Source organism: Micromonospora sp. NPDC049048, assembly GCF_043197615.1.
Classification (GTDB): Bacteria; Actinomycetota; Actinomycetes; order Mycobacteriales; family Micromonosporaceae; genus Micromonospora.
Genome location: NZ_JBICTM010000003.1, coordinates 42,235 through 61,026, shown reverse-complemented (window position 1 = coordinate 61,026; position 18,792 = coordinate 42,235). Strand labels below are relative to the sequence as shown.

19 protein-coding genes are annotated in these 18,792 nt (G+C 72.2%); 6 read left to right on the top strand and 13 right to left on the bottom strand.

All coding sequences use genetic code 11. The features are described 5' to 3' along the window. Positions 1-54 precede the first annotated feature (54 nt). Positions 55-1,200: a molecular chaperone DnaJ gene (dnaJ, locus tag ACGFIG_RS10915; protein ID WP_393002861.1), complete on the bottom strand. Its 1,146-nt coding sequence runs from the start codon at positions 1,198-1,200 to the stop codon at positions 55-57. Between the two features lie 73 nt (positions 1,201-1,273). Continuing rightward, positions 1,274-2,296, bottom strand: a complete 1,023-nt coding sequence (gene hrcA, locus ACGFIG_RS10910) for a heat-inducible transcriptional repressor HrcA (RefSeq protein WP_393001524.1) — start codon at positions 2,294-2,296, stop codon at positions 1,274-1,276. Between the two features lie 240 nt (positions 2,297-2,536). Here hrcA and ACGFIG_RS10905 point away from each other — a divergent pair, with 240 nt between their 5' ends. Continuing rightward, entirely contained in the window at positions 2,537-3,163 is a 627-nt protein-coding gene (locus ACGFIG_RS10905; RefSeq protein WP_393001522.1) for a DUF4870 domain-containing protein, read from the top strand. A 40-nt stretch (positions 3,164-3,203) separates the two neighbouring features. On the opposite strand, the gene hemW is transcribed toward ACGFIG_RS10905, so the two are convergent. Continuing rightward, entirely contained in the window at positions 3,204-4,427 is a 1,224-nt protein-coding gene (gene hemW / locus ACGFIG_RS10900) for a radical SAM family heme chaperone HemW (protein ID WP_393001520.1), read from the bottom strand. A 20-nt stretch (positions 4,428-4,447) separates the two neighbouring features. On the opposite strand from hemW, the gene ACGFIG_RS10895 reads away from it, so the two are divergent. The 3 genes from ACGFIG_RS10895 to ACGFIG_RS10885 all read left to right on the top strand — a co-directional run bounded on the left by ACGFIG_RS10895 (position 4,448) and on the right by ACGFIG_RS10885 (position 7,485). Continuing rightward, positions 4,448-5,257 carry an enoyl-CoA hydratase-related protein gene (locus tag ACGFIG_RS10895; RefSeq protein ID WP_393001518.1) on the top strand — a complete coding sequence of 270 codons (810 nt, stop codon included), beginning with the start codon at positions 4,448-4,450 and terminating at the stop codon, positions 5,255-5,257. A gap of 243 nt (positions 5,258-5,500) precedes the next feature. Next, positions 5,501-6,361 (top strand): hypothetical protein, encoded by an 861-nt coding sequence (locus tag ACGFIG_RS10890; RefSeq protein WP_393001516.1) that lies wholly within the window; start codon positions 5,501-5,503, stop codon positions 6,359-6,361. A 188-nt stretch (positions 6,362-6,549) separates the two neighbouring features. Further along, on the top strand, positions 6,550-7,485 hold the full coding sequence (locus tag ACGFIG_RS10885) for a phytanoyl-CoA dioxygenase family protein (RefSeq protein ID WP_393001514.1): 936 nt from the start codon (positions 6,550-6,552) through the stop codon (positions 7,483-7,485). A gap of 153 nt (positions 7,486-7,638) precedes the next feature. On the opposite strand, the gene ACGFIG_RS10880 is transcribed toward ACGFIG_RS10885, so the two are convergent. From ACGFIG_RS10880 to ACGFIG_RS10845, 8 genes are all read right to left on the bottom strand, one after another. Then, the gene (locus tag ACGFIG_RS10880; protein WP_393001512.1) at positions 7,639-8,280 is read right to left on the bottom strand and encodes an MOSC domain-containing protein; all 642 of its coding nucleotides are present in this window, start codon (positions 8,278-8,280) and stop codon (positions 7,639-7,641) included. A 61-nt stretch (positions 8,281-8,341) separates the two neighbouring features. Next, the gene (locus tag ACGFIG_RS10875) at positions 8,342-9,199 is read right to left on the bottom strand and encodes a carbohydrate ABC transporter permease (protein WP_393001510.1); all 858 of its coding nucleotides are present in this window, start codon (positions 9,197-9,199) and stop codon (positions 8,342-8,344) included. Further along, positions 9,196-10,182: a carbohydrate ABC transporter permease gene (locus ACGFIG_RS10870; RefSeq protein ID WP_393001508.1), complete on the bottom strand. Its 987-nt coding sequence runs from the start codon at positions 10,180-10,182 to the stop codon at positions 9,196-9,198. Before ACGFIG_RS10870 ends, ACGFIG_RS10875 begins: the two co-directional genes overlap by 4 nt. Further along, positions 10,179-11,468 (bottom strand): sugar ABC transporter substrate-binding protein, encoded by a 1,290-nt coding sequence (locus ACGFIG_RS10865; protein ID WP_393001506.1) that lies wholly within the window; start codon positions 11,466-11,468, stop codon positions 10,179-10,181. Before ACGFIG_RS10865 ends, ACGFIG_RS10870 begins: the two co-directional genes overlap by 4 nt. A 226-nt stretch (positions 11,469-11,694) precedes the next feature. After that, a complete protein-coding gene (locus ACGFIG_RS10860) occupies positions 11,695-11,982 on the bottom strand; it encodes a GlsB/YeaQ/YmgE family stress response membrane protein (protein ID WP_393001504.1) in 288 nt (95 codons plus the stop codon). Positions 11,983-12,289: 307 nt separating this feature from the next. Beyond that, positions 12,290-12,577, bottom strand: a complete 288-nt coding sequence (locus ACGFIG_RS10855; RefSeq protein ID WP_393001504.1) for a GlsB/YeaQ/YmgE family stress response membrane protein — start codon at positions 12,575-12,577, stop codon at positions 12,290-12,292. A 334-nt stretch (positions 12,578-12,911) separates the two neighbouring features. After that, entirely contained in the window at positions 12,912-14,789 is a 1,878-nt protein-coding gene (gene lepA, locus ACGFIG_RS10850) for a translation elongation factor 4 (protein WP_393001502.1), read from the bottom strand. A gap of 168 nt (positions 14,790-14,957) precedes the next feature. Beyond that, the gene (locus tag ACGFIG_RS10845; protein WP_393001500.1) at positions 14,958-15,494 is read right to left on the bottom strand and encodes a DUF4240 domain-containing protein; all 537 of its coding nucleotides are present in this window, start codon (positions 15,492-15,494) and stop codon (positions 14,958-14,960) included. Positions 15,495-15,662: 168 nt separating this feature from the next. Between ACGFIG_RS10845 and ACGFIG_RS10840 the strand changes: the two genes are divergently transcribed. Further along, entirely contained in the window at positions 15,663-16,649 is a 987-nt protein-coding gene (locus tag ACGFIG_RS10840; RefSeq protein ID WP_393001498.1) for a phosphotransferase family protein, read from the top strand. 219 nt (positions 16,650-16,868) lie between these two features. After that, positions 16,869-17,135 carry a 30S ribosomal protein S20 gene (gene rpsT, locus ACGFIG_RS10835; RefSeq protein WP_393001496.1) on the top strand — a complete coding sequence of 89 codons (267 nt, stop codon included), beginning with the start codon at positions 16,869-16,871 and terminating at the stop codon, positions 17,133-17,135. 190 nt (positions 17,136-17,325) lie between these two features. On the opposite strand, the gene ACGFIG_RS10830 is transcribed toward rpsT, so the two are convergent. Together ACGFIG_RS10830 and holA are read right to left on the bottom strand one after the other, a co-directional pair. Further along, positions 17,326-17,751, bottom strand: a complete 426-nt coding sequence (locus tag ACGFIG_RS10830) for a hypothetical protein (RefSeq protein WP_393001494.1) — start codon at positions 17,749-17,751, stop codon at positions 17,326-17,328. Continuing rightward, positions 17,748-18,725 carry a DNA polymerase III subunit delta gene (gene holA / locus ACGFIG_RS10825; protein ID WP_393001492.1) on the bottom strand — a complete coding sequence of 326 codons (978 nt, stop codon included), beginning with the start codon at positions 18,723-18,725 and terminating at the stop codon, positions 17,748-17,750. The genes ACGFIG_RS10830 and holA overlap by 4 nt, the downstream gene beginning before the upstream one ends. Positions 18,726-18,792 lie beyond the last annotated feature (67 nt).

Below are 18,792 nucleotides of genomic sequence, written 5' to 3'. Positions count from 1 at the left end.
CCGGCACGGTGAACGGGCGGGCCGCCGCGACTGTGGGCGGCGACCCGAACTCCGTCAGGCGTGGCCGTTGAAGGCGTCGCGCATCCGGGAGAAGAAGCCGCCCTGCTTGGTCAGCTCGGCCACCTCTTCGCCCCGGGTCTTGGCGAAGTCGCGCAGCATCCGCTCCTGGTCGGCGTCGAGCTTGGTGGGGGTGCGCACGTCGAGGTGGACGTAGAGGTCGCCCCGGCCGGTGCCGCGCAGGTGCGGCACACCCCGGGCGCGCAGCCGCAGCGTGCTGCCCGGCTGGGTGCCGGCCTTGACGTCGACCGTCTCCTCGCTGTCCAGCGTCTTGATGGTGAGCCGGGTGCCGAGCGCCGCCGCCGTCATCGGCACGGTGACGCGGCAGTGCAGGTCGTCGCCCTTGCGGGAGTAGACGTCGTGCGGCCGCTCGTGGATCTCCACGTAGAGGTCGCCGGCCGTGCCGCCGCCGGGACCGACCTCGCCCTGCTGGGCGAGCCGGATGCGCATCCCGTCCTCGACACCGGCCGGGATCTTGACGGTCAGCGAACGCCGGGTGCGGACGCGGCCGTCCCCGGCACAGGTCGGGCACGGGTGCGGGATGGTGGTGCCGTAGCCCTGGCAGACCGTGCACGGCCGGGCGGAGACCACCTGACCGAGGAAGGTGCGCTGCACGGACTGCACCTCGCCCCGGCCGGCGCACGCCTCGCAGGTGGCCAGGTGGGTGCCGGCCGCCGTGCCGGCGCCGGAGCAGGTGGTGCAGAGCACGGCGGTGTCGACGGTGATCGGTGCCTCGACGCCGAACGCGGTCTCGTGCAGGTCCAGTTCCAGCCGCAGGATCGCGTCGGCGCCGGGCCGGGTCCGGGGCCGGGGGCCACGCGAGCCGCCGGCCGCGCCGCCGAAGAACGCGTCCATGATGTCCTGGAAGCCGACGAACGGCCCCGCGCCGCCCGGGCCGCCGGGGCCGCCCGCGCCCCCGCCGCCGGGGGCGAGCGGGTCGCCGCCCAGGTCGACGATCTGCCGTTTCCGGTCGTCCGAGAGGACCTCGTACGCGGCGTTGATGTCCTTGAACTTCTCCTGTGCCTCCGGATCCGGATTCACGTCCGGGTGGAACTGTCGCGCCAACTTGCGGTAGGCGCGCTTGATCTCGTCGTCGGAGGCTTCCCGGCTCACGCCGAGAATGCCGTAGTAGTCCCTGGCCACTGCGTTCCGTGTCCTCATGTTCGTCTCGCGTTGCGCCGGTCGGCGGCCGGAGCCGGCCGTCGGCCCTGACTGGTCAGTTCTGGGCCAGCAGCTCGCCCACGTAGCGTGCCACGGCCCGCACCGTGGCGATGGTGCCGGGGTAGTCCATCCGGGTCGGCCCGAGCACGCCGAGGCCGCCGACGCTGGTCGTACCCGGCCCGTAGCCGGTGCTGACCACCGAGGCGGCGCGCAGGTTGTCGACCTCGTTCTCGTCACCGATGAGCACCCGGGTCGTGCTCGGCTCGGCCTCGCCGATGAGCTTGAGCATGACGACCTCCTCCTCCAGCGCCTCCAGGATGGGGCGCAGGGAGCCCTGGAAGTCGAGCAGCCCGCCTCGGGTCAGGTTGGCCGTGCCGGCCAGCGCGATCCGCTCCTCGTGCCGCTCGATCAACGTCTCGAGCAGCACGCTGGAGAGGGTGGTCATGGCCGGCCGCAGGTGCGGCGTCGACTCCTCGACCAGCGCCTGCACCAGCGGCGGGGTCTCCGACAGCCGGGTGCCGACCAGCTTCTCGTTGACCAGCCGGCGCAGGTCCGTGACGTCGTCGGGCGGGATCGGCGCGGGCAGCTCGACCAGCCGCTGCTCGACCCGGCCGGTGTCGGCGATCATGACCAGCATCAGCCGGGTGGTGGAGATCGGCACCAGTTCCAGGTGACGCACCGAGGAGCGGGCCAGGCTCGGGTACTGCACGACGGCGACCTGCCGGGTGAGTTGCGCCAGCAGCCGGACGGTGCGGTGCACCACGTCGTCGAGGTCGACGGCGCCAACCAGGAAGCGCTCGATCGCCCGGCGCTCGGCCGGACTGAGCGGCTTCACCCGGGACAGCCGGTCCACGAAGAGCCGGTAGCCCCGGTCGGTGGGCACCCGGCCGGCGCTGGTGTGCGGCTGGCGGATGTAGCCCTCCTCCTCCAGCACGGCCATGTCGTTGCGGACGGTCGCCGGCGAGACGCCCAGCTGGTGTCGCTCGACCAGCGCCCTGCTGCCGACGGGCTCCTGCGTGGCGACGTAGTCCTCGACGATCGCGCGCAGCACGGCGAGCTTGCGGTCGTCGAGACCCATCCTCCCCACCTCCTGTCGCTCGTCGGCCCCCGCAGGCGGGGGCCGGGCGGGCTGCTGGCACTCGACTGTAGCGAGTGCCAGTCTACGTCGGCGGGGCCGCCCGCGCGATGATCGACCTGGGGCGACCAGTCCGATCAGCGACCGTGGGTCCGGCCGCCAGTGGTCGGGAACCCGGTCTTTCGGACATGTCGACGACGTCAGGCTGGTGCCGAGTTGCCGGCTGCCCCTACCGTGACCTCCATGACCGAACCACCTCGCCCTCCCGGAGCAGGGGATCCTGGCCTTCCGCCGGACCCGACCGCCCCGTCCGGGTTTCCCGGCCCCTCCGGCTTCGCCGAACCCACCGCACCACTGTCCGGGGCCCCCGGCCCGGGAAGCTATCCCCCGCCCGGTGGCTATCCGCCGCCCACCGGTGACCAGCCGCCGTCGGGCGATTACCCCCCGCCCGGCGGCTTCCCCCCGCCCGGGGCCGGCTACCCGGGCGCTGGCGGCTACGGCCAGCCGACGGGCGGCTACGCCAACAACGACGACAAGACCTGGGCCCTGATCGCCCACTTCGGCGGCCCGCTCGGCGTGATCGTCGGCGGCGGCCTGCTCGGCTGGGTGGCGCCGCTCATCGCGCTGATGGTCCGGGGGCAGCAGTCGCCGACGGCCCGGGCGCACGCCGTCGCGGCGCTGAACTTCCAGCTCACCTGGGCGATCGTCGGGGTGCTGAGCTGGGTGGTCGCGCTGATCACCTGCGGGGTGCTGTTCTTCGTTCCGATGCTCGTCTGGCTGGTGCCGCTGATCTTCGGCATCATCGGCGGCGTCAAGGCCAACGAGGGCGTGCTCTACCGCTACCCGATGACCTACGCCTTCACCAAGTGACCCGGGCCGGCCGCTCCCCCGGCCGGCCCCGGCACGCGGTTCAGGGCAGCAGGTCGCGCACGACCGCGTCGGCGAGCAGCCTGCCCCGCAGGGTCAGCACGGCCCGGCCGGCCGCGTGCTCGTCGGCCGCCAGCAGCCCGGCGTCAAGGGCCCGCGCGGCACCCGCCCGGCCGGCGTCGTCGAGGGCGTCCAGCGGCAGCCCCGAGGCGAGGCGCAGCCGGAGCATGACGTCCTCCATGTGCGCCTCGTCGGCGGTGAGCACCTCGCGGGCCAGGCCGGGCGACCCGCCGCCGGCCAGCCGCTTCGCGTACGTCGTGGGGTGCTTGACGTTCCACCAGCGCACGCCGCCGACGTGGCTGTGCGCCCCCGGGCCGAGGCCCCACCAGTCGGCGCCCGTCCAGTAGAGCAGGTTGTGCCGGCACCGGGCCGCCTCGTCGCGGGCCCAGTTGGACACCTCGTACCAGGAGAGACCGGCCGCGCCGAGAGCGGCCTCCGCGGCGAGGTAGCGGTCCGCGGCGACGTCGTCGGAGGGGTACGGCAGCTCGCCGCGCCGCATCCGGCCGGCCAGCCGGGTGCCGTCCTCCACGATCAGGGCGTACGCGCTGACGTGGTCCACCCCGGCGGCGACGACCTGGTCGAGGGAGGCGGCGAAGTCGGCCTCGCTCTCCCCCGGCGTGCCGTAGATCAGGTCGAGGTTGACGTGGTCGAACCCGGCGTCGCGCGCCTCCCGGGCGGCGGCGACGGCCCGGCCGGCGCTGTGCGTACGGTCGAGGATCGCCAGCACCCCCGGCGCGGCGGACTGCATGCCCAGCGAGATCCGGGTGTAGCCGGCGGCCCGCAGCGCCTTCAGCGACTCCGGCGTGACCGACTCCGGGTTGGCCTCGGTGGTCACCTCGGCGTCGGGCGCGAGCCCCCAGGTGCGGTCGATGCCGTCGAGGATCCGCGCCAGGTCGTCGGCGGGGAGCAGGGTCGGGGTGCCGCCACCGACGAAGACCGTGTCGACCCGGGGCGGTGGGGCGTCGCCCAGCACCCGGCGGGCGAGCGCCAGCTCGGCCAGCACGGTGTCGGCGTACGCGTCCCGGTCGGCTCCGCCGCCCAGCTCGGCTGAGGTGTACGTGTTGAAGTCGCAGTAGCCGCAGCGGCTGGCGCAGAACGGCACGTGGACGTACACGCCGAAGCCGCGCGCGCCGACGGCACGGGTGGCGGTGGCGGGCAGCGACCCGTCGACGGGGACGGTTTCGCCTTCTGGAAGGACGCCGGGCATGGCCACTAGTGTGCCCTTCCATGACCTCTCCCGACGTGCTCGTACAGGCCGCCACGGCCCGCGGCGTGACCACGCTCACCCTGGACAGCCCGCACAACCGCAACGCGCTCTCCACGCCGCTGATGACCCAGCTGCTGGCCGGCCTCGCCGAGGCGGTCGCCGACGACGCCGTACGGGTGATCGTGCTCGACCACGCGGGCCCGGTCTTCTGCTCGGGGGCGGACCTGAAGGAGACCGCCGCCGCCTACGCCAGCGGGACCGTGCCGGCCGGGATGCTCGGCGACGTGCTCGCGGCGGTCTGGGACTGCCCGAAGCCGGTGGTGGCGAAGGTGGCCGGCCCCGCCCGGGCCGGCGGTCTCGGCCTCGTCGCGGCGGCCGACCTGGCGGTGTGCGCGCAGGAGGCCACGTTCGCCTTCACCGAGGTGCGGATCGGCGTGGTGCCGGCGGTGATCTCCGCGACCGTGCTGCCCCGGCTGCACCCCCGCGCGGCGGCCGAGCTCTACCTGACCGGCGACACCTTCGACGGCCGGCGGGCCGCCGAGATCGGCCTGGTCACCGCCGCGGTGCCGGCGGCCGGGCTGGACGCGGCGGTTGCGGGGTACTGCGACTCTCTGGTGCGGGGGGCACCGAACGCGCTGGCCGGGGCAAAGCAGTTGCTGCGCCGACCGCCCGCCACGGACCTGCGGGCGGAGATCGCCGAGCTGTCCGCCCTCTCGACGGGGTACTTCCTGTCGGAGGAGGGACGCGAGGGCGTCCTGGCGTTCCGGGAGAAGCGGCCGGCGCGCTGGGTGCCGGCCGACGGCGACGCCACGGCGGGCGACGACCGGTAGGGCGCGCGACGACCGGTAGGGCGGGCAGCGGGCGGCGCGGGGCCACAACGCGGCGGGGCGGCTGCGCGGGTCACGGCTGGCGGGCGGGGGCGGGGTGAGGCCAGGCGGGAAACGGGAACGTCCGGACTCCGCCCCGGCGCCCCGCCGGGCGGCCGGTGCCACGCCCGATGCTCCCGGAGAACCGGTCGGACGCCCCGGAAGGCGCCACGGGGGACGTACGCTTGGCGGACTGTCGATCAGGGGGTGTGGGTGCGTACTCGCGCAGTCGTGGCGGGCGGCGTCGTCCTCGTCGTCCTCGCCGCGGTCGGGATCTGGGTCGTCATCCGGCAGGTGGGCGGAGAGCTGCGTCTCCCCCTGGCCAGCCGGACGTGCACGGTGCAGGCGGACGGCCGGGTGACCCTGGACGCCGACCAGATGGCCAACGCGGCCACGATCGCGGCCATCGGCATCCAGCGCAAGATGCCCGAGCGGGCCGTCGTCGTCGCGCTGGCCACCGCCTACCAGGAGTCCGGCCTGCGCAACCTGACCGGCGGCGACCGCGACTCGGTCGGGCTGTTCCAGCAGCGCCCGAGCCAGGGTTGGGGCACCCCGGAGCAGATCCGCGACCCCCGCTACGCGGCCCGCAAGTTCTACGCCGCGCTCAAGAAGGTGCGCGGCTGGGAGCAGATGCGGGTCACCGACGCGGCGCAGAAGGTGCAGCGGTCGGCCTTCCCCGAGGCGTACCAGAAATGGGCGGACGAGTCCGAGGTGCTGACCCGGGCCCTCGTGGGGCACGCCACCGGCGCCGTCGCCTGCACGGTGGGCCGCGACCCGGCGATGCGCGGCGAGGCCGCGGCGAACGCGCTGACCCGCGGCCTGGCGCTGGACTGGGGGCTGGCCGGCGCGAGCACGGCGGCGGACCTGACGGGCCTGACGGTCCCGGCCGCCGACGAGCGCCGGGGCTGGCGGTACGCGCACTGGCTGGTCTCCCACGCCCAGGACCACGGCGTGAAGCGGGTGCGCTTCGGCGGCCTGGAGTGGACGGCGCGGGGTGGCACCTGGAACCGCATCGACGACGCCCAGGCCGACGGTCGGGTGGTCGCCGAGGTCTTCGCCGAGGCGTAGTGGCTCTGATCTCTTTACCGGCAGTCACCGCGTAAACCGGCATTCCAGTCGATAAGGCTCGCCGCAGCGCAGGCGCGCGACTCCGCGTCACCGGACTGCTCCCCACGGTCCCGACAGCAGTCGCATATCGGGCCCGGCAGTATCCCGGCCCGGAATGAGCGCGTTACGATCGGCGGCCTGTGCCAGGAATGCATTCGCCTCATGGGGAGGGGTACGTCGAGGTGTTCGACTACGGCGACCGGACCGGTTACGAACCGATCAGTGACACCGACCGCAAGGAGTTCCACGAGCAGGGCTTCCTCCTGCTGCGCAACGTCCTGACGGAGGACCACCGGGCGGCGCTGGAGGCTGCGGTGGACCGCGTCTACGCCGAGGAGCAGGCGAAGGGCACCACCACCAAGGACGGCACCCTGCACCTGCTGGGCTTCCTGGAGCGCGACGAGCTCTTCGGCGACCTGCTGACCCACCCGATCGCGTTCCCGTACATGTGGGGCCTGGCCGGCTGGAACATCTACACGCACCACAACCACCTGGACGTCACCCCGCCGGCGGCGGAGCCGGAGAAGCCCTACTGGGGGTGGCACCAGGACGGGTACCGGCAGAACTCCGACCCGGAGACGATGGACCCGAACCTGCCGCGGCCGATGTTCTCGCTCAAGGTGGCCTACGTCCTGTCCGACCTGTCGGAGAAGGGCCGGGGCGCCACCAAGGTGATCCCGGGCAGCCACCTGTGGAACTCGCTGCCCCGCCCGGAGGACACCTCCGTGCACAACCCGGACCCGGAGGGCACGGTGGAGATCACCGCCAACCCCGGTGACGCCTTCATCTTCGACCGCCGCCAGTGGCACTCGCGCTCGACCAACCTGTCGACCATCACCCGCAAGATGCTCTTCATCGGCTACACCTACCGGTGGATCCGGCCGCTGGACGAGCTGCACATCGACAAGGACGGCGAGTGGTGGGCCAACCGCACGCCGGTGCAGCGCCAGCTCTGCGGTGAGGGCACCCACACCGCCAACTACTGGGGCATCAACTGGAACGGGTACGTCGACGACGAGATCCCGCTGCGCAAGGAGCTCAAGGAGCGCGGCCTGCTCGACCGCAGCGTGCCCTGGCTGCGCTGAGCCGAACCCGGCGCGCGCCGAACGGGCCCCTTCCCCCACGGGACGGGGCCCGTTCCCGTAGGCGGCGGCCAGCCCGACCCGGGGAGACGGCAGCAGTCGGCCCCCGGAAGGCGTGGCGGCGGTGGTCAGCTCCCGCCGGCGAGGCGGCGGTGGTCAGCTCCCGCCGGCGAGGCGGCGGCGCGCCTTGTCGCGGATCTTCTCCGGCAGGTCCGGCACGTCGACCAGCCGGGGCAGCAACTCCGGCTCCAGGCTCATGGCGCGGAACACCTCGCCGATCGTCACCCCGTGCGCGGGCCGGTCCACCACCTCGACCGGATCTCCCGCGCCGACCTCGCCCTCGCGCAGCACCCGCAGGTAGGCCCCGGGGGTCGCCCGCGCCGTGAACCGCCTGATCAGGTCGGGCATGCCCCAGAAACCGGCGAAGGTGGTGCACGGCGTGCGCGGCTTGGTCACCTGGAGCAGCGCCGACCCGACCGCCCACCGCTCGCCGATCACGGCGCCCGTCACGTCCACCGCGTACGTGGTCAGGTTCTCGCCGAAGCCGCCGGGGCGGATGCTGCGGCCGATCTCCCCGGCCCACCAGGACGCGTCCTCCTCGGCGTACGCGTAGACGGCCTGCTCCGGGCCGCCGTGGTGGGCGCGCTCGCCGATGAAGTCGCCAGCCACGCCGTCCACGCGCAGCAGCACCGGGCCGTCGACCGGCCGTTTGTCGATGCCGCTGCGACCGCTCGCGTCGCCCGCCCACTCCGCCTCGGTCACGACGCCGAGGTTCACCGCAGCCAGCCTGCCCGTCATGGCGGTCAGCCTAGCCGGCCCGACGGACACCTCCGCCGCGCCGCCGACGTGAGCCCGGTCCTCAGCCCTTGACGGCTCCGGCCACGAGCCCGGAGACCATCCGCCGCTGCACCAGCAGGAAGAAGACGATCACCGGCAACGTGAACAGCGTGGAGGCGGCCATCACCGGGCCCCAGGCGGTGTCGTCACGGCCGAAGAAGAACGTCATCGCGACCGGCAGGGTGTAGCTCTCCTGGTCGTTGATGAAGGTGAGCGCGAAGATCAGCTCGTTCCAGGCGGTGATGAAGGAGAAGATGCTGGTGGCGACCAGTCCGGGTGCCACCAGCGGGAAGAGAACCTTCCGGAAGGTCTGCGCCCGGCTGGCCCCGTCGATCGCGGCGGCCTCCTCCAGCTCCTTGGGTACGGCGGCGACGAAGCCGCGCAGCATCCAGACCGCGAAGGGCAGCGAGAAGCCGAGGTAGGTGAGGATCAGGCTGGGCAGGGTGTTGTAGAGCCCGAGCCGCTGGATCATCAGGAACAGCGGGATGACCAGCGCCTCCAGCGGGATCATCTGCACCACCAGCAGCATGATCAGGAAGGTGGTGCGCAGCTTGAACCGGAACCGGGCCACCGCGGTGGCGGCCAGCAGGGCCACGAGGCCGCTGAGCACCACCGTGGAGACCGCCACCAGCGCGCTGTTGAGGAAGAAGTCGGCGAAGGTGACGCCCGGGATCAGGTTCCCGGTGAGGATCTGCCGGTAGTGCTCCAGGGTCGGCTCGGCGGGCACCGGCCGGGGGGTCGACGAGAAGATCTCCGAGCTCGGCTTCAGCGAGGTCGCGATCATCCAGTAGACCGGGAACGCGGCGAAGAGCGCCACCAGCAGCCCCGCGCCGTTGAGGGCGAGCCGCTTCGCGCCCCCGCCGCCTCCGCGTCGCGTCACGCGTCCTCCTCCTGCTTGAGCACCATGCGGACGTAGAGGCCGGTCACCACCAGCAGGATCAGGGTGAGGATCACCGCGATCGCGGCGCCGAGACCGTACTTGGGTGGGGGCGAGAACGCCTCCGCGTACGAGTAGATGGAGAGCATGAACGTCGGCCGGTCCTGCGTACCGCCGGCCAGCACGAACTGCTGGGTGAAGACCTTGAAGTCCCAGATGGTGGAGAGCACGATCAGGATGCCGAAGACCGGCCGCAGCAGCGGGAAGGTGATCTTCCAGAACACCTTCCACGGCCCGGCCCCGTCGACGCGGGCCGCCTCGTGCAGCTCGCTCGGCACGCTCTTCAGGCCGGCGAGCACGCTCACCGCGATGAACGGGAACGAGTGCCAGACCACCACCAGCGTCAGGATCGTGAAGAACAGCAGCGGCGAGTTGAACCAGCCGTAGCCCGTCCAGTCGCTGCGCCCGAAGAGGCTCTGCGACAGCCCGTCGGGCAGCGCGTTGAACAACCAGGTGACCAGACCGCTGGTGTCGTCGAAGATCCACTTCCAGACGATCGTGCCGGTCAGCGCCGGGGTGGCCCAGGCGAGCATCACACAACTGGCCACGAAGGCGGCCATCCGCTTGCCGAGCCGGTTGAGCAGCAGCCCGACCAGGGTGCCCAGGACCATCGTGAGCACGACGTTGGCCACGGCGAAGAGGACGGTGTTGCGCAGCACCGTCAGGAAGAACGGATCGCTGAGGATCTCGGCGTAGTTGCCGAAGCCCACCCACGGCCACTCGCGGTCGCCGCGCAACTGGCGGACGTTGTTGAGCTGGTGGAAGGACATCACCACCACCTGGCCGAGCGGCCAGAGCAGCAGCACGCCGATGATCACCAGGCAGGGCAGGAGCAGCAGGTACGGCAGGCGGTCGACCCGGCGACGCCGCCGCGCGGAGGTCTTCCGCGCGGCGGCCGTCTCCGGCGCCTCGGTCAGCGTGGTCACTTGGAGTTGAGGATGCTTTCCATCTCCGCGGCCGCGTCGGCGGTAGCCTTCTCGACCGTCTTCTGACCCTTGATGACCGAGCTGTTCATCGCCTGGGTCACCGTCTTGGTACGGCTGACCTCCACCCACTTCGGGGTGAGCGGCGTGAGCTTGGTGTTCTGCATCGTCGTGGCGAACGCCGACATGATCTTGTCGTTGGCGTACTTGTCGCCACCGACCAGGTCCTTGTAGACCGGGAAGAAGCCGAGGCTGTCGGCGAAGGCCTGGTCGTTCTTCTTGCTCAGCAGCACGGTCAGGTAGTCCCAGGCGAGGTCCTGCCGCTCGCTGTCCTTCCAGACCGCGATGTCGGAGCCGCCGGCGAAGGCGGGCGCCGGCTTGCCGTCCGGGCCGGGGATCGGGAACGTGCCCCAGACCTTCTCGATCTCGGGGTTGTCCTTCTTGATGGCGCCCTGCTGCCAGCTACCGCCGAAGGCCATCGCCGCCTTGCCGGTGGCGAACTGGGTCCGGGCGTCGATCTCGTTCCAGCCCGCGGCGGCCGGCGGGGCCACCTTGTGCACGGTCACCAGGTCGGTCCAGAACTTGACGGCCTTCTGCGCCTCGGGCGTGTTGTAGCCGGACTTCCACGAGTCGCCCTGCTGCGTCGCGATCTCCGCGCCGGCGCCCCAGAGGAACGAGTAGAAGGGCAGCTCGGAGTTGCCGGGCAGCGCGAGGCCGTAGGTGCCGGGCTTCTTGGCCTGCACGGTCTTGGCGGCCGCGACCAGTTCCTCCCAGTTGGTCGGCGGCTTCACGCCCGCCTCGGCGAACCAGTCGGTGCGGTAGTACATCCCGCGCACACCGGCGTACCACGGCACGCCGTACTGCTTGCCGTCGAGCTGGGCGTTCTTGACCAGGTCGGGGAGGAGGTCCTTGCCCTCGGTCCAGCCGTTCATCCGGTCGGTCACGTCGGCCAGGGCCTCCTGCGCCGCCCAGCCCTGGGTCTCGGTGTTGCCCAGTTCCGTGATGTCCGGCCCCTCACCGCCGGCGAGGGCGGCCTGGAACTTCTTCGGCGCCTCGAGCCAGGGGATGTACTGGACCACCACGTCCGTGTTCGGGTGCTTCTGCCGGAACTCGGCCTCGACGCCGTCGAGGAACTTGGTCTGCGCCTCGCTACCCTCGCCCATCATCCAGACCGTGAGCTTGCTGTTGTCGGCAGCCTTGTCGTCATCGGAGCCACCGCAACCGGCCAGGACCATCGCGGCCGAGGCCACGACGGCGGTGACCGGGGCCAGCCGCTTCCACCTGTTCACGCCACATCTCCCTCGCGCCGCTTGGCACTAACCTTCTCCGCCGCACCCTAGTACGTAAATTTCCTTTACGACAGTGGTGGCCGGCCAAGGAGAGGCGACGGTACCGCAACGGATTGATCACGCGCCGGTCGACGCGAGGGTGGAACCACTCAGACCAGGACCATCCCGGCGTACGCGAACGGGCGCCCGACCTGTCGGTCGGACGCCCGTCGAAGCGGTACGACGATTACCGGTGGGTGACGCTGCGGCGACGACCCACACCGGCGACCAGCGCCACGGCGATCGCAGCCAGCACGACCTGCACCAGCAGCTCGCCCCAGTCGATACCGGCGGTCTCGGTCGCGATACCCATCGCCCGAGCCAGCACGGTACCCAGCAACGCGGCGCCCACACCGATCAGCATGTGCAGCCACATCGGCATGTTCTGGCGGCCCGGCACGACCAGGCGACCCAGAGCACCGACGATAAGACCAACGACGAGCGCAGTGATGATGCCCCAAACGGTGAGCTCCACGTCGCCCTCCTCCTTCAAAAACAATCAGATCCACGGTCTGTGGTGTTCCTGTCGTGACCGCTAAGTTCCCGACCCACCGAAAAACCAAACCGACTTTCCGGGACACCCTTTCGAGTCGCGGGCTCCCGGCAGCGGAGGCCCTTTCGCCCGGGGTGCGCCGACGCGACGCCCCCGCAACGACGGGATGTCCGGGACACCTCGGCACCCGCCGGCCCACCACATCGGACACCGGAGGTCTCCCCCGACCCCGCGTACGCGAACGGGCGCCCGACCTGTCGGTCGGACGCCCGTCGAAGCGGTACGACGATTACCGGTGGGTGACGCTGCGGCGACGACCCACACCGGCGACCAGCGCCACGGCGATCGCAGCCAGCACGACCTGCACCAGCAGCTCGCCCCAGTCGATACCGGCGGTCTCGGTCGCGATACCCATCGCCCGAGCCAGCACGGTACCCAGCAACGCGGCGCCCACACCGATCAGCATGTGCAGCCACATCGGCATGTTCTGGCGGCCCGGCACGACCAGGCGACCCAGAGCACCGACGATAAGACCAACGACGAGCGCAGTGATGATGCCCCAAACGGTGAGCTCCACGTCGCCCTCCTCCTTCAAAAACAATCAGATCCACGGTCTGTGGTGTTCCTGTCGTGACCGCTAAGTTCCCGACCCACCGAAAAACCAAACCGGCTGGACCGACGAGAGACGACGTCGCACATCAATGGTTGGCCGCGCGCCGACCACCCCGGGCGATCATCACCGCAGGTGGCGCCCTTCGATCGGCGGCCGGGGTCCGGGAGCGGACGGGCCGGAAAAATCCCCGACGCGAACGGCCGGCGCCCTGGGCCGGGCGGGGACCGTCGAGGGGTCCGCAGCCCGGCCGGGGCGCCGGCCGTCGTACGCCGTCAGCCGCCGGCGCACCGGCGGCGCATCACTTCTTGCCGGGCGCCTTGGCGTCGCCGGAGTCGGAGGAGAGCGCGGCGATGAAGGCCTCCTGGGGAACCTCCACCCGGCCCACCATCTTCATCCGCTTCTTGCCCTCCTTCTGCTTCTCCAGCAGCTTGCGCTTACGGCTGATGTCACCGCCGTAGCACTTGGCGAGCACGTCCTTGCGGATCGCCCGGATGGTCTCCCGGGCGATCACCCGGCTGCCGATCGCCGCCTGGATCGGCACCTCGAACTGCTGGCGCGGGATCAGGTTGCGCAGCTTCGCCGCGATCGTGACGCCGTAGTTGTAGGCCTTGTCCTTGTGCACGATCGCGCTGAACGCGTCGACGGGCTCGCCGTGCAGCAGGATGTCGACCTTCACCAGGTCGGACGCCTGCTCCCCGGAGGGCTCGTAGTCCAGCGAGGCGTAGCCCTTGGTGCGGCTCTTCAACTGGTCGAAGAAGTCGAAGATGATCTCCGCGAGGGGCAGCGTGTAGCGCAGCTCCACCCGGTCCGCCGAGAGGTAGTCCATGCCGAGCAGGCTGCCCCGGCGACCCTGGCACAGCTCCATCACCGCGCCGACGTAGTCGTTCGGGGTGAGCACCGTGGCGCGCACGACCGGCTCGAACACCTCGGCGATCTTGCCCGTCGGATACTCGCTGGGGTTCGTCACGACGATCTCCTGGCCGTCCTCGGTGATGGCCCGGTAGACCACGTTCGGGGCGGTGGAGATGAGGTCGAGGTTGTACTCCCGTTCCAGCCGCTCCCGGATGATCTCCAGGTGCAGCAGGCCGAGGAAGCCGCAGCGGAAGCCGAAGCCGAGCGCGCCCGACGTCTCCGGCTCGTAGTCGAGCGCGGCGTCGTTGAGCTTGAGCTTGTCGAGTGCCTCGCGCAGGTTGGGGTAGTCGGAGCCGTCGATCGGGTAGAGGCCCGAGTAGACCATCGGCTTCGGGTCCTTGTAGCCGCCCAGGGCCTCCTTCGCCGGCCGGGAGTTGATGGTGATCGTGTCACCGACCCGGGACTGGCGGACGTCCTTCACCCCGGTGATCAGGTAACCCACCTCGCCGACGCCGAGCGCGTCGGCCTTCACCATCTCCGGCGAGATGACGCCGATCTCCAGCAGCTCGTGCACGGCGGCCGTGGACATCATCTTGATCCGGTCGCGGGCGCTGATCCGCCCGTCGATGACCCGGACGTAGGTGACGACGCCCCGGTAGACGTCGTAGACCGAGTCGAAGATCATGGCGCGGGCGGGCGCCTCCGCGTCGCCGACCGGGGGCTTGAACTGCCGGACGATCTCGTCGAGCAGGTACGGCACCCCCTCGCCGGTCTTGCCGGAGACCCGGATGCAGTCCGCCGGGTCGCCACCGATGAGGTGCGCGAGCTCCTCGGCGTACTTCTCCGGCTGGGCGGCCGGCAGGTCGATCTTGTTGAGCACCGGGATGATGTGCAGGTCGTTCTCGAGCGCCAGGTAGAGGTTCGCCAGGGTCTGCGCCTCGATGCCCTGCGCGGCGTCGACCAGCAGGATCGCGCCCTCGCAGGCGGCCAGCGACCGGGACACCTCGTAGGTGAAGTCGACGTGACCCGGAGTGTCGATCATGTTGAGCACGGCGGTCTCGCCGGCCCGGTCGCCCTCGCGGACGGTCCAGGGCATCCGGACCGCCTGGCTCTTGATCGTGATGCCGCGCTCGCGCTCGATGTCCATCCGGTCGAGGTACTGCGCACGCATCTGCCGGGGGTCGACCACGCCGGTGAGCTGCAACATCCGGTCGGCCAGGGTCGACTTCCCGTGGTCGATGTGGGCGATGATGCAGAAGTTCCTGATGCGCGCCGGGTCGGTGGCACCAGGAGCGTTCGCGCCGGAATCGAGCGTCGGTGGCACAGCGGTCCGTTCTGGTCGGCTGACGTGAGCGGGCCGGCACGACGCCGGCCCCCTCTATGCTCCCACGTCGCCGCCGCGCGTCCGCTGCGCGGGCGATCCCCGCCACCGCGACCACCCCTGCGGAGCCGCCCAGCCCGGACCGCGCCGACGGCGGAGGCCCAGCCGGGTCTACTCGGCCGGGGGCTCGACGAAGAGGGCGGCGAGCTTCGGCAGCCGCCGCTTCGCCTCCTCCTCGTCGTCGAAGTCCCAGAAGTCGTTGAGGTCGGGCACCGGCGCCGGCTCGCGGTCCGCCGGCAGTTCGGCGGCGGTGGCCAGGCGGTACGCGTCCCACGGCACCGCCAGCATCTCCGCGGCCGAGAACTCCTCGCCGCTGAGCGAGGCCGCCCTGACCCGCGGCAGCCCGGCCAGCGAGTCCGGGTCGGCGACGGCGCGTGCGAAGACCTCGCGCCCCTGGGTCATCAGCCAGCCCCGGAAGTGGTGGAAGCCCTCATCGGAGACGCCACCATTGATCAGGTAGGCGGCGCCCCAGAGGTCGACCTTGTGCGAGGCGGAGAGCACCCGCGCCTGGTGGCGGGCGTACCCGACGATGTCCTCCGGGTCGCGCTCGGCGAGCAGGGCGACGGCCCGCGCGGCGACCGCGTGCGGCTCTCCCCCGCCGCCGGCCCGGGCCCGGTCGATCAACTGCCAGAAGTCGTCGGTCCTCATGGCCTGGGAGTCTGGCAGACCGCGCCGCCACCTCGCCCCGCCACGGCACCACCCCGGCGGGTCGCGGGCGGCGGCGCGACGGCCGCCGGGCGACCCCCGGTGGCATGCTCCGACGCGCGAGAGCAGATCGCCGCGACGGCAGGCCCAGCGAAGCGGCAGCATGGTGGCGTGACCTCGACGTCCCCGCCTCCCGTGCCGTACCACGCGACCGCCCGCCGGCCGGGCTGGGCGACGCTGCCGGCGGCGCTGCGTACCGCCATCGGCGACCGGCTGGGCGCGCCGGTGGTCGAGGCCCGGGTCGCCGCGGCCGGCTTCACCCGGGGCTTCGCCGCCGTGCTCCACACCGCCGCCGGGGGCCGGGCCTTCGTGAAGGCCGCGGCCACCGCGGAGCAGCCGCGACTGGTCGACTGGTACGCCCGGGAGGCCGCGATCCTCGACCGGCTGCCGGCGGGGCTGCCGGTGCCCCGCCCCCGGTGGACGCTGCACGAGGCCGGCTGGTTCGCGCTCTGCCTGGACGCCGTCGACGGGCACACGCCCCGGCTGCCCTGGGATCCTGCCGAGCTGACCGCGACCCTGACCGGGTACGCCGACGTCGCCGCCGCGCTGGCCGCCGCCCCGGCGGGGCTGCTCGGGCTCGGGCCGCCCCACCTCGCCGACCTGGCCCGCGACGACATCCTCTGGTGGGGCGAGGTGGCCGCCGGCCGGGAGCCGGCACCGCCGCTGCCCACGCCGGTCCGGGACCGCCTGCCCGAGCTGGTCGCGCTGGAGTCCCGCCTCCCGGCGTACGCCGCCGGCGCGACCGGCCTGATCCACGGGGACCTGCGGCTGGACAACGTGCTGATCGACAGGGCGGGGCGGGCGTGGTTCTGCGACTGGACGTGGCTCTGCCAGGGGCCGCCCTGGTTCGACCTGGTGACCCTGCTGCTCACCGCGTACGCCGACGGTGTGGACGCCGACGCGCTCTTCGCGCGGCACCCGGCGTCGGCGGGCGCGCCCCCCGACGCGCTGGACGCCACCCTCGCCGCCCTGTCCGGCTACTTTCTCACCACCGCCGCCTCGACGCCCTCGACCGCGTCGCCGCACCTGCCGGCACATCAGCGGTGGAGCGGCGAGCAGTCCCTCGGCTGGCTCGCCCGCCGGCAGGGCTGGACCTGACCGGACCCGTGCGGCCCGGGTGTCGCCCCGGCACCGGGCAGGGTCGTCGCCTGCCTCGGCAGGGCTGGGCCTGACCGGGCCGCCCGTCGGCGAGGGCGGGGACCGAGCCGTTTTGGCTCGTCCCGGGCGACCTGGTAACCTGGCTCTTCGCGCAGCGATGACGCATGCTCGTCGCGCGCGGAAGCAGACCAACCCGAGCTATCAAGACGAGGCTGTCGCGTGGCGAACATCAAGTCCCAGATCAAGCGCAACCGGCAGAACGAGAAGCGCCGGCTGCGTAACAAGTCGGTCAAGTCGTCGCTGAAGACCGCCGTCCGGAAGTTCCACGAGGCCGCTGAGGCCGGTGACGTCGAGAAGGCCACCGTCCTCATGCGGGAGGCCTCGCGCAAGCTGGACAAGGCGGTCAGCAAGGGCGTCATCCACTCGAACCAGGCTGCGAACCGCAAGTCGGCGATCGCCAAGCGCGTGGTGTCGCTCTCCGCCTGACGAGGCGACCTCAGACCTGACCGGAAGCCCCGGGTAGCACCCGGGGCTTCCGGCTGTCTGCGTGTCCGCGTACGGGATGTGCGCGGTGGCCGCCCAGCGGTGTCGGCCCGCACGCGTCGCCCGGCGTCCGCAGAGGCATGCCCGACACCCGATCTTGGCTGCGCGCCCCGGTCTTGGTAGGAACGGGCCCTCAGCGGGGCCGTTTCCCACCAGGATCTGGACCGACGCCATGCAGGTCGCCGGTCTGCCGGGCGGACACGCCGTGTGTGATCCAGTCGACCCTGGCCCGCCCGACCACGGGCTCCATCTGCTGGCGGAAGCGGTCCCGTTCCTGCTCGGGCACGAGGGCGGCCGACCGGATCACCATCGCGGCCACCATGTCGTTGAGCTTCACCATCGCCGCGACCGTGGCGGGCAGGACGAGCACCGCCCACCAGGTGACCAGCTCGGCGAGGGCCAGCAGCGCGGCGAGCGCGACGGCGCCCTCGAAGAAGAGGAAGCAGAGCACCCCGCCCGGGTTGACGAAGCGCAGCCCGAGCACGCGCGCGTAGAGCGGACGGTAACGCTCCTCGTCGGCGGGGATCGTGGCCCACGAGCCGCGGGGCGATCCGCTCACCGCGCCCCGCCCTGCCGGGCGGCGGCGACCGAGAAGACGGCCCGCTCCAGCGCGTACGCGCGGTCGTCCGAGCCGCCCTTGACGGCCGCGTTGCACTCGGCGGCCGCCCGCATCGCCTGGACCAGGCCCTCGGGCGTCCAGCCCCGGGCCCGCTGCTGGGCGGACCTGATCTTCCACGCCGGCATGCCGAGGGTGCTCGCCAGCTGGAAGGGGTCGCCCCGCCCGGCGGACGCGACCCGGGCCACGGTGCGTACGCCGTCGGCGATCGCGTCGGCGATCGGCACCGGGTCGACGCCCACGTGCAGCGCCCAGCGCAGCGCCTCCAGCGCCGCCGGCACGTCGCCCACCATGGCGGCGTCCGCGACGGTGAAGCCGGTCACCTCGACCCGCCCCCGGTAGTAGCGGGCGACCGTGTCGGCGCCGATCCGGCCGTCGGTGTCCGCCATCAGCTGCGAGCAGGCGGCGGCCAGCTCGCGCAGGTCGTTGCCGACCGCCGCGATCAGCGCCTCGGCGGCGTCGTCGGTGCACTTCCCGCCGGCCCGGCGGATCTCGTCCCGGACGAAGGCCACCCGCTCCCGGTGCCCCTTGAGCTTGGCCGCCGGCACCACCGTGGCACCGGCCGCCTTCAGCCCGTCGGCGAACGCCTTGCCCTTGGCCGCGCCGAGGTGCAGCACGACCAGCTGCACGTCCGGGTCGGGGTTCTTCGCGTACGCCAGCAGGGCCGCCACCAGGTCCTTGCGGGCGTCCTGGCCGGCGCGCAGCACCAGCACCCGGCGCCCGCCGAAGAGGGAGGGGCTGAGCATCTCGGCGAGCTCGCCGACCACGAGGGCACCGGCCTGGTATTCGCGGACGTCCACGTCGGGGTCGACGCTGCGGGCCTTCGCCACGGCTTCGGTGACCGCGCGCGTGGCGAGCAACTCCTCGTCGCCGAGGACGAGCAGAATAGGAGCGAGGCTGGCGGTCACGCCGCCCATATTCGCACGGCCGGCGACCGGATCCAGTCTGCTCGTGACCACTCCGACTGCGGAGCCCGCACTCAGT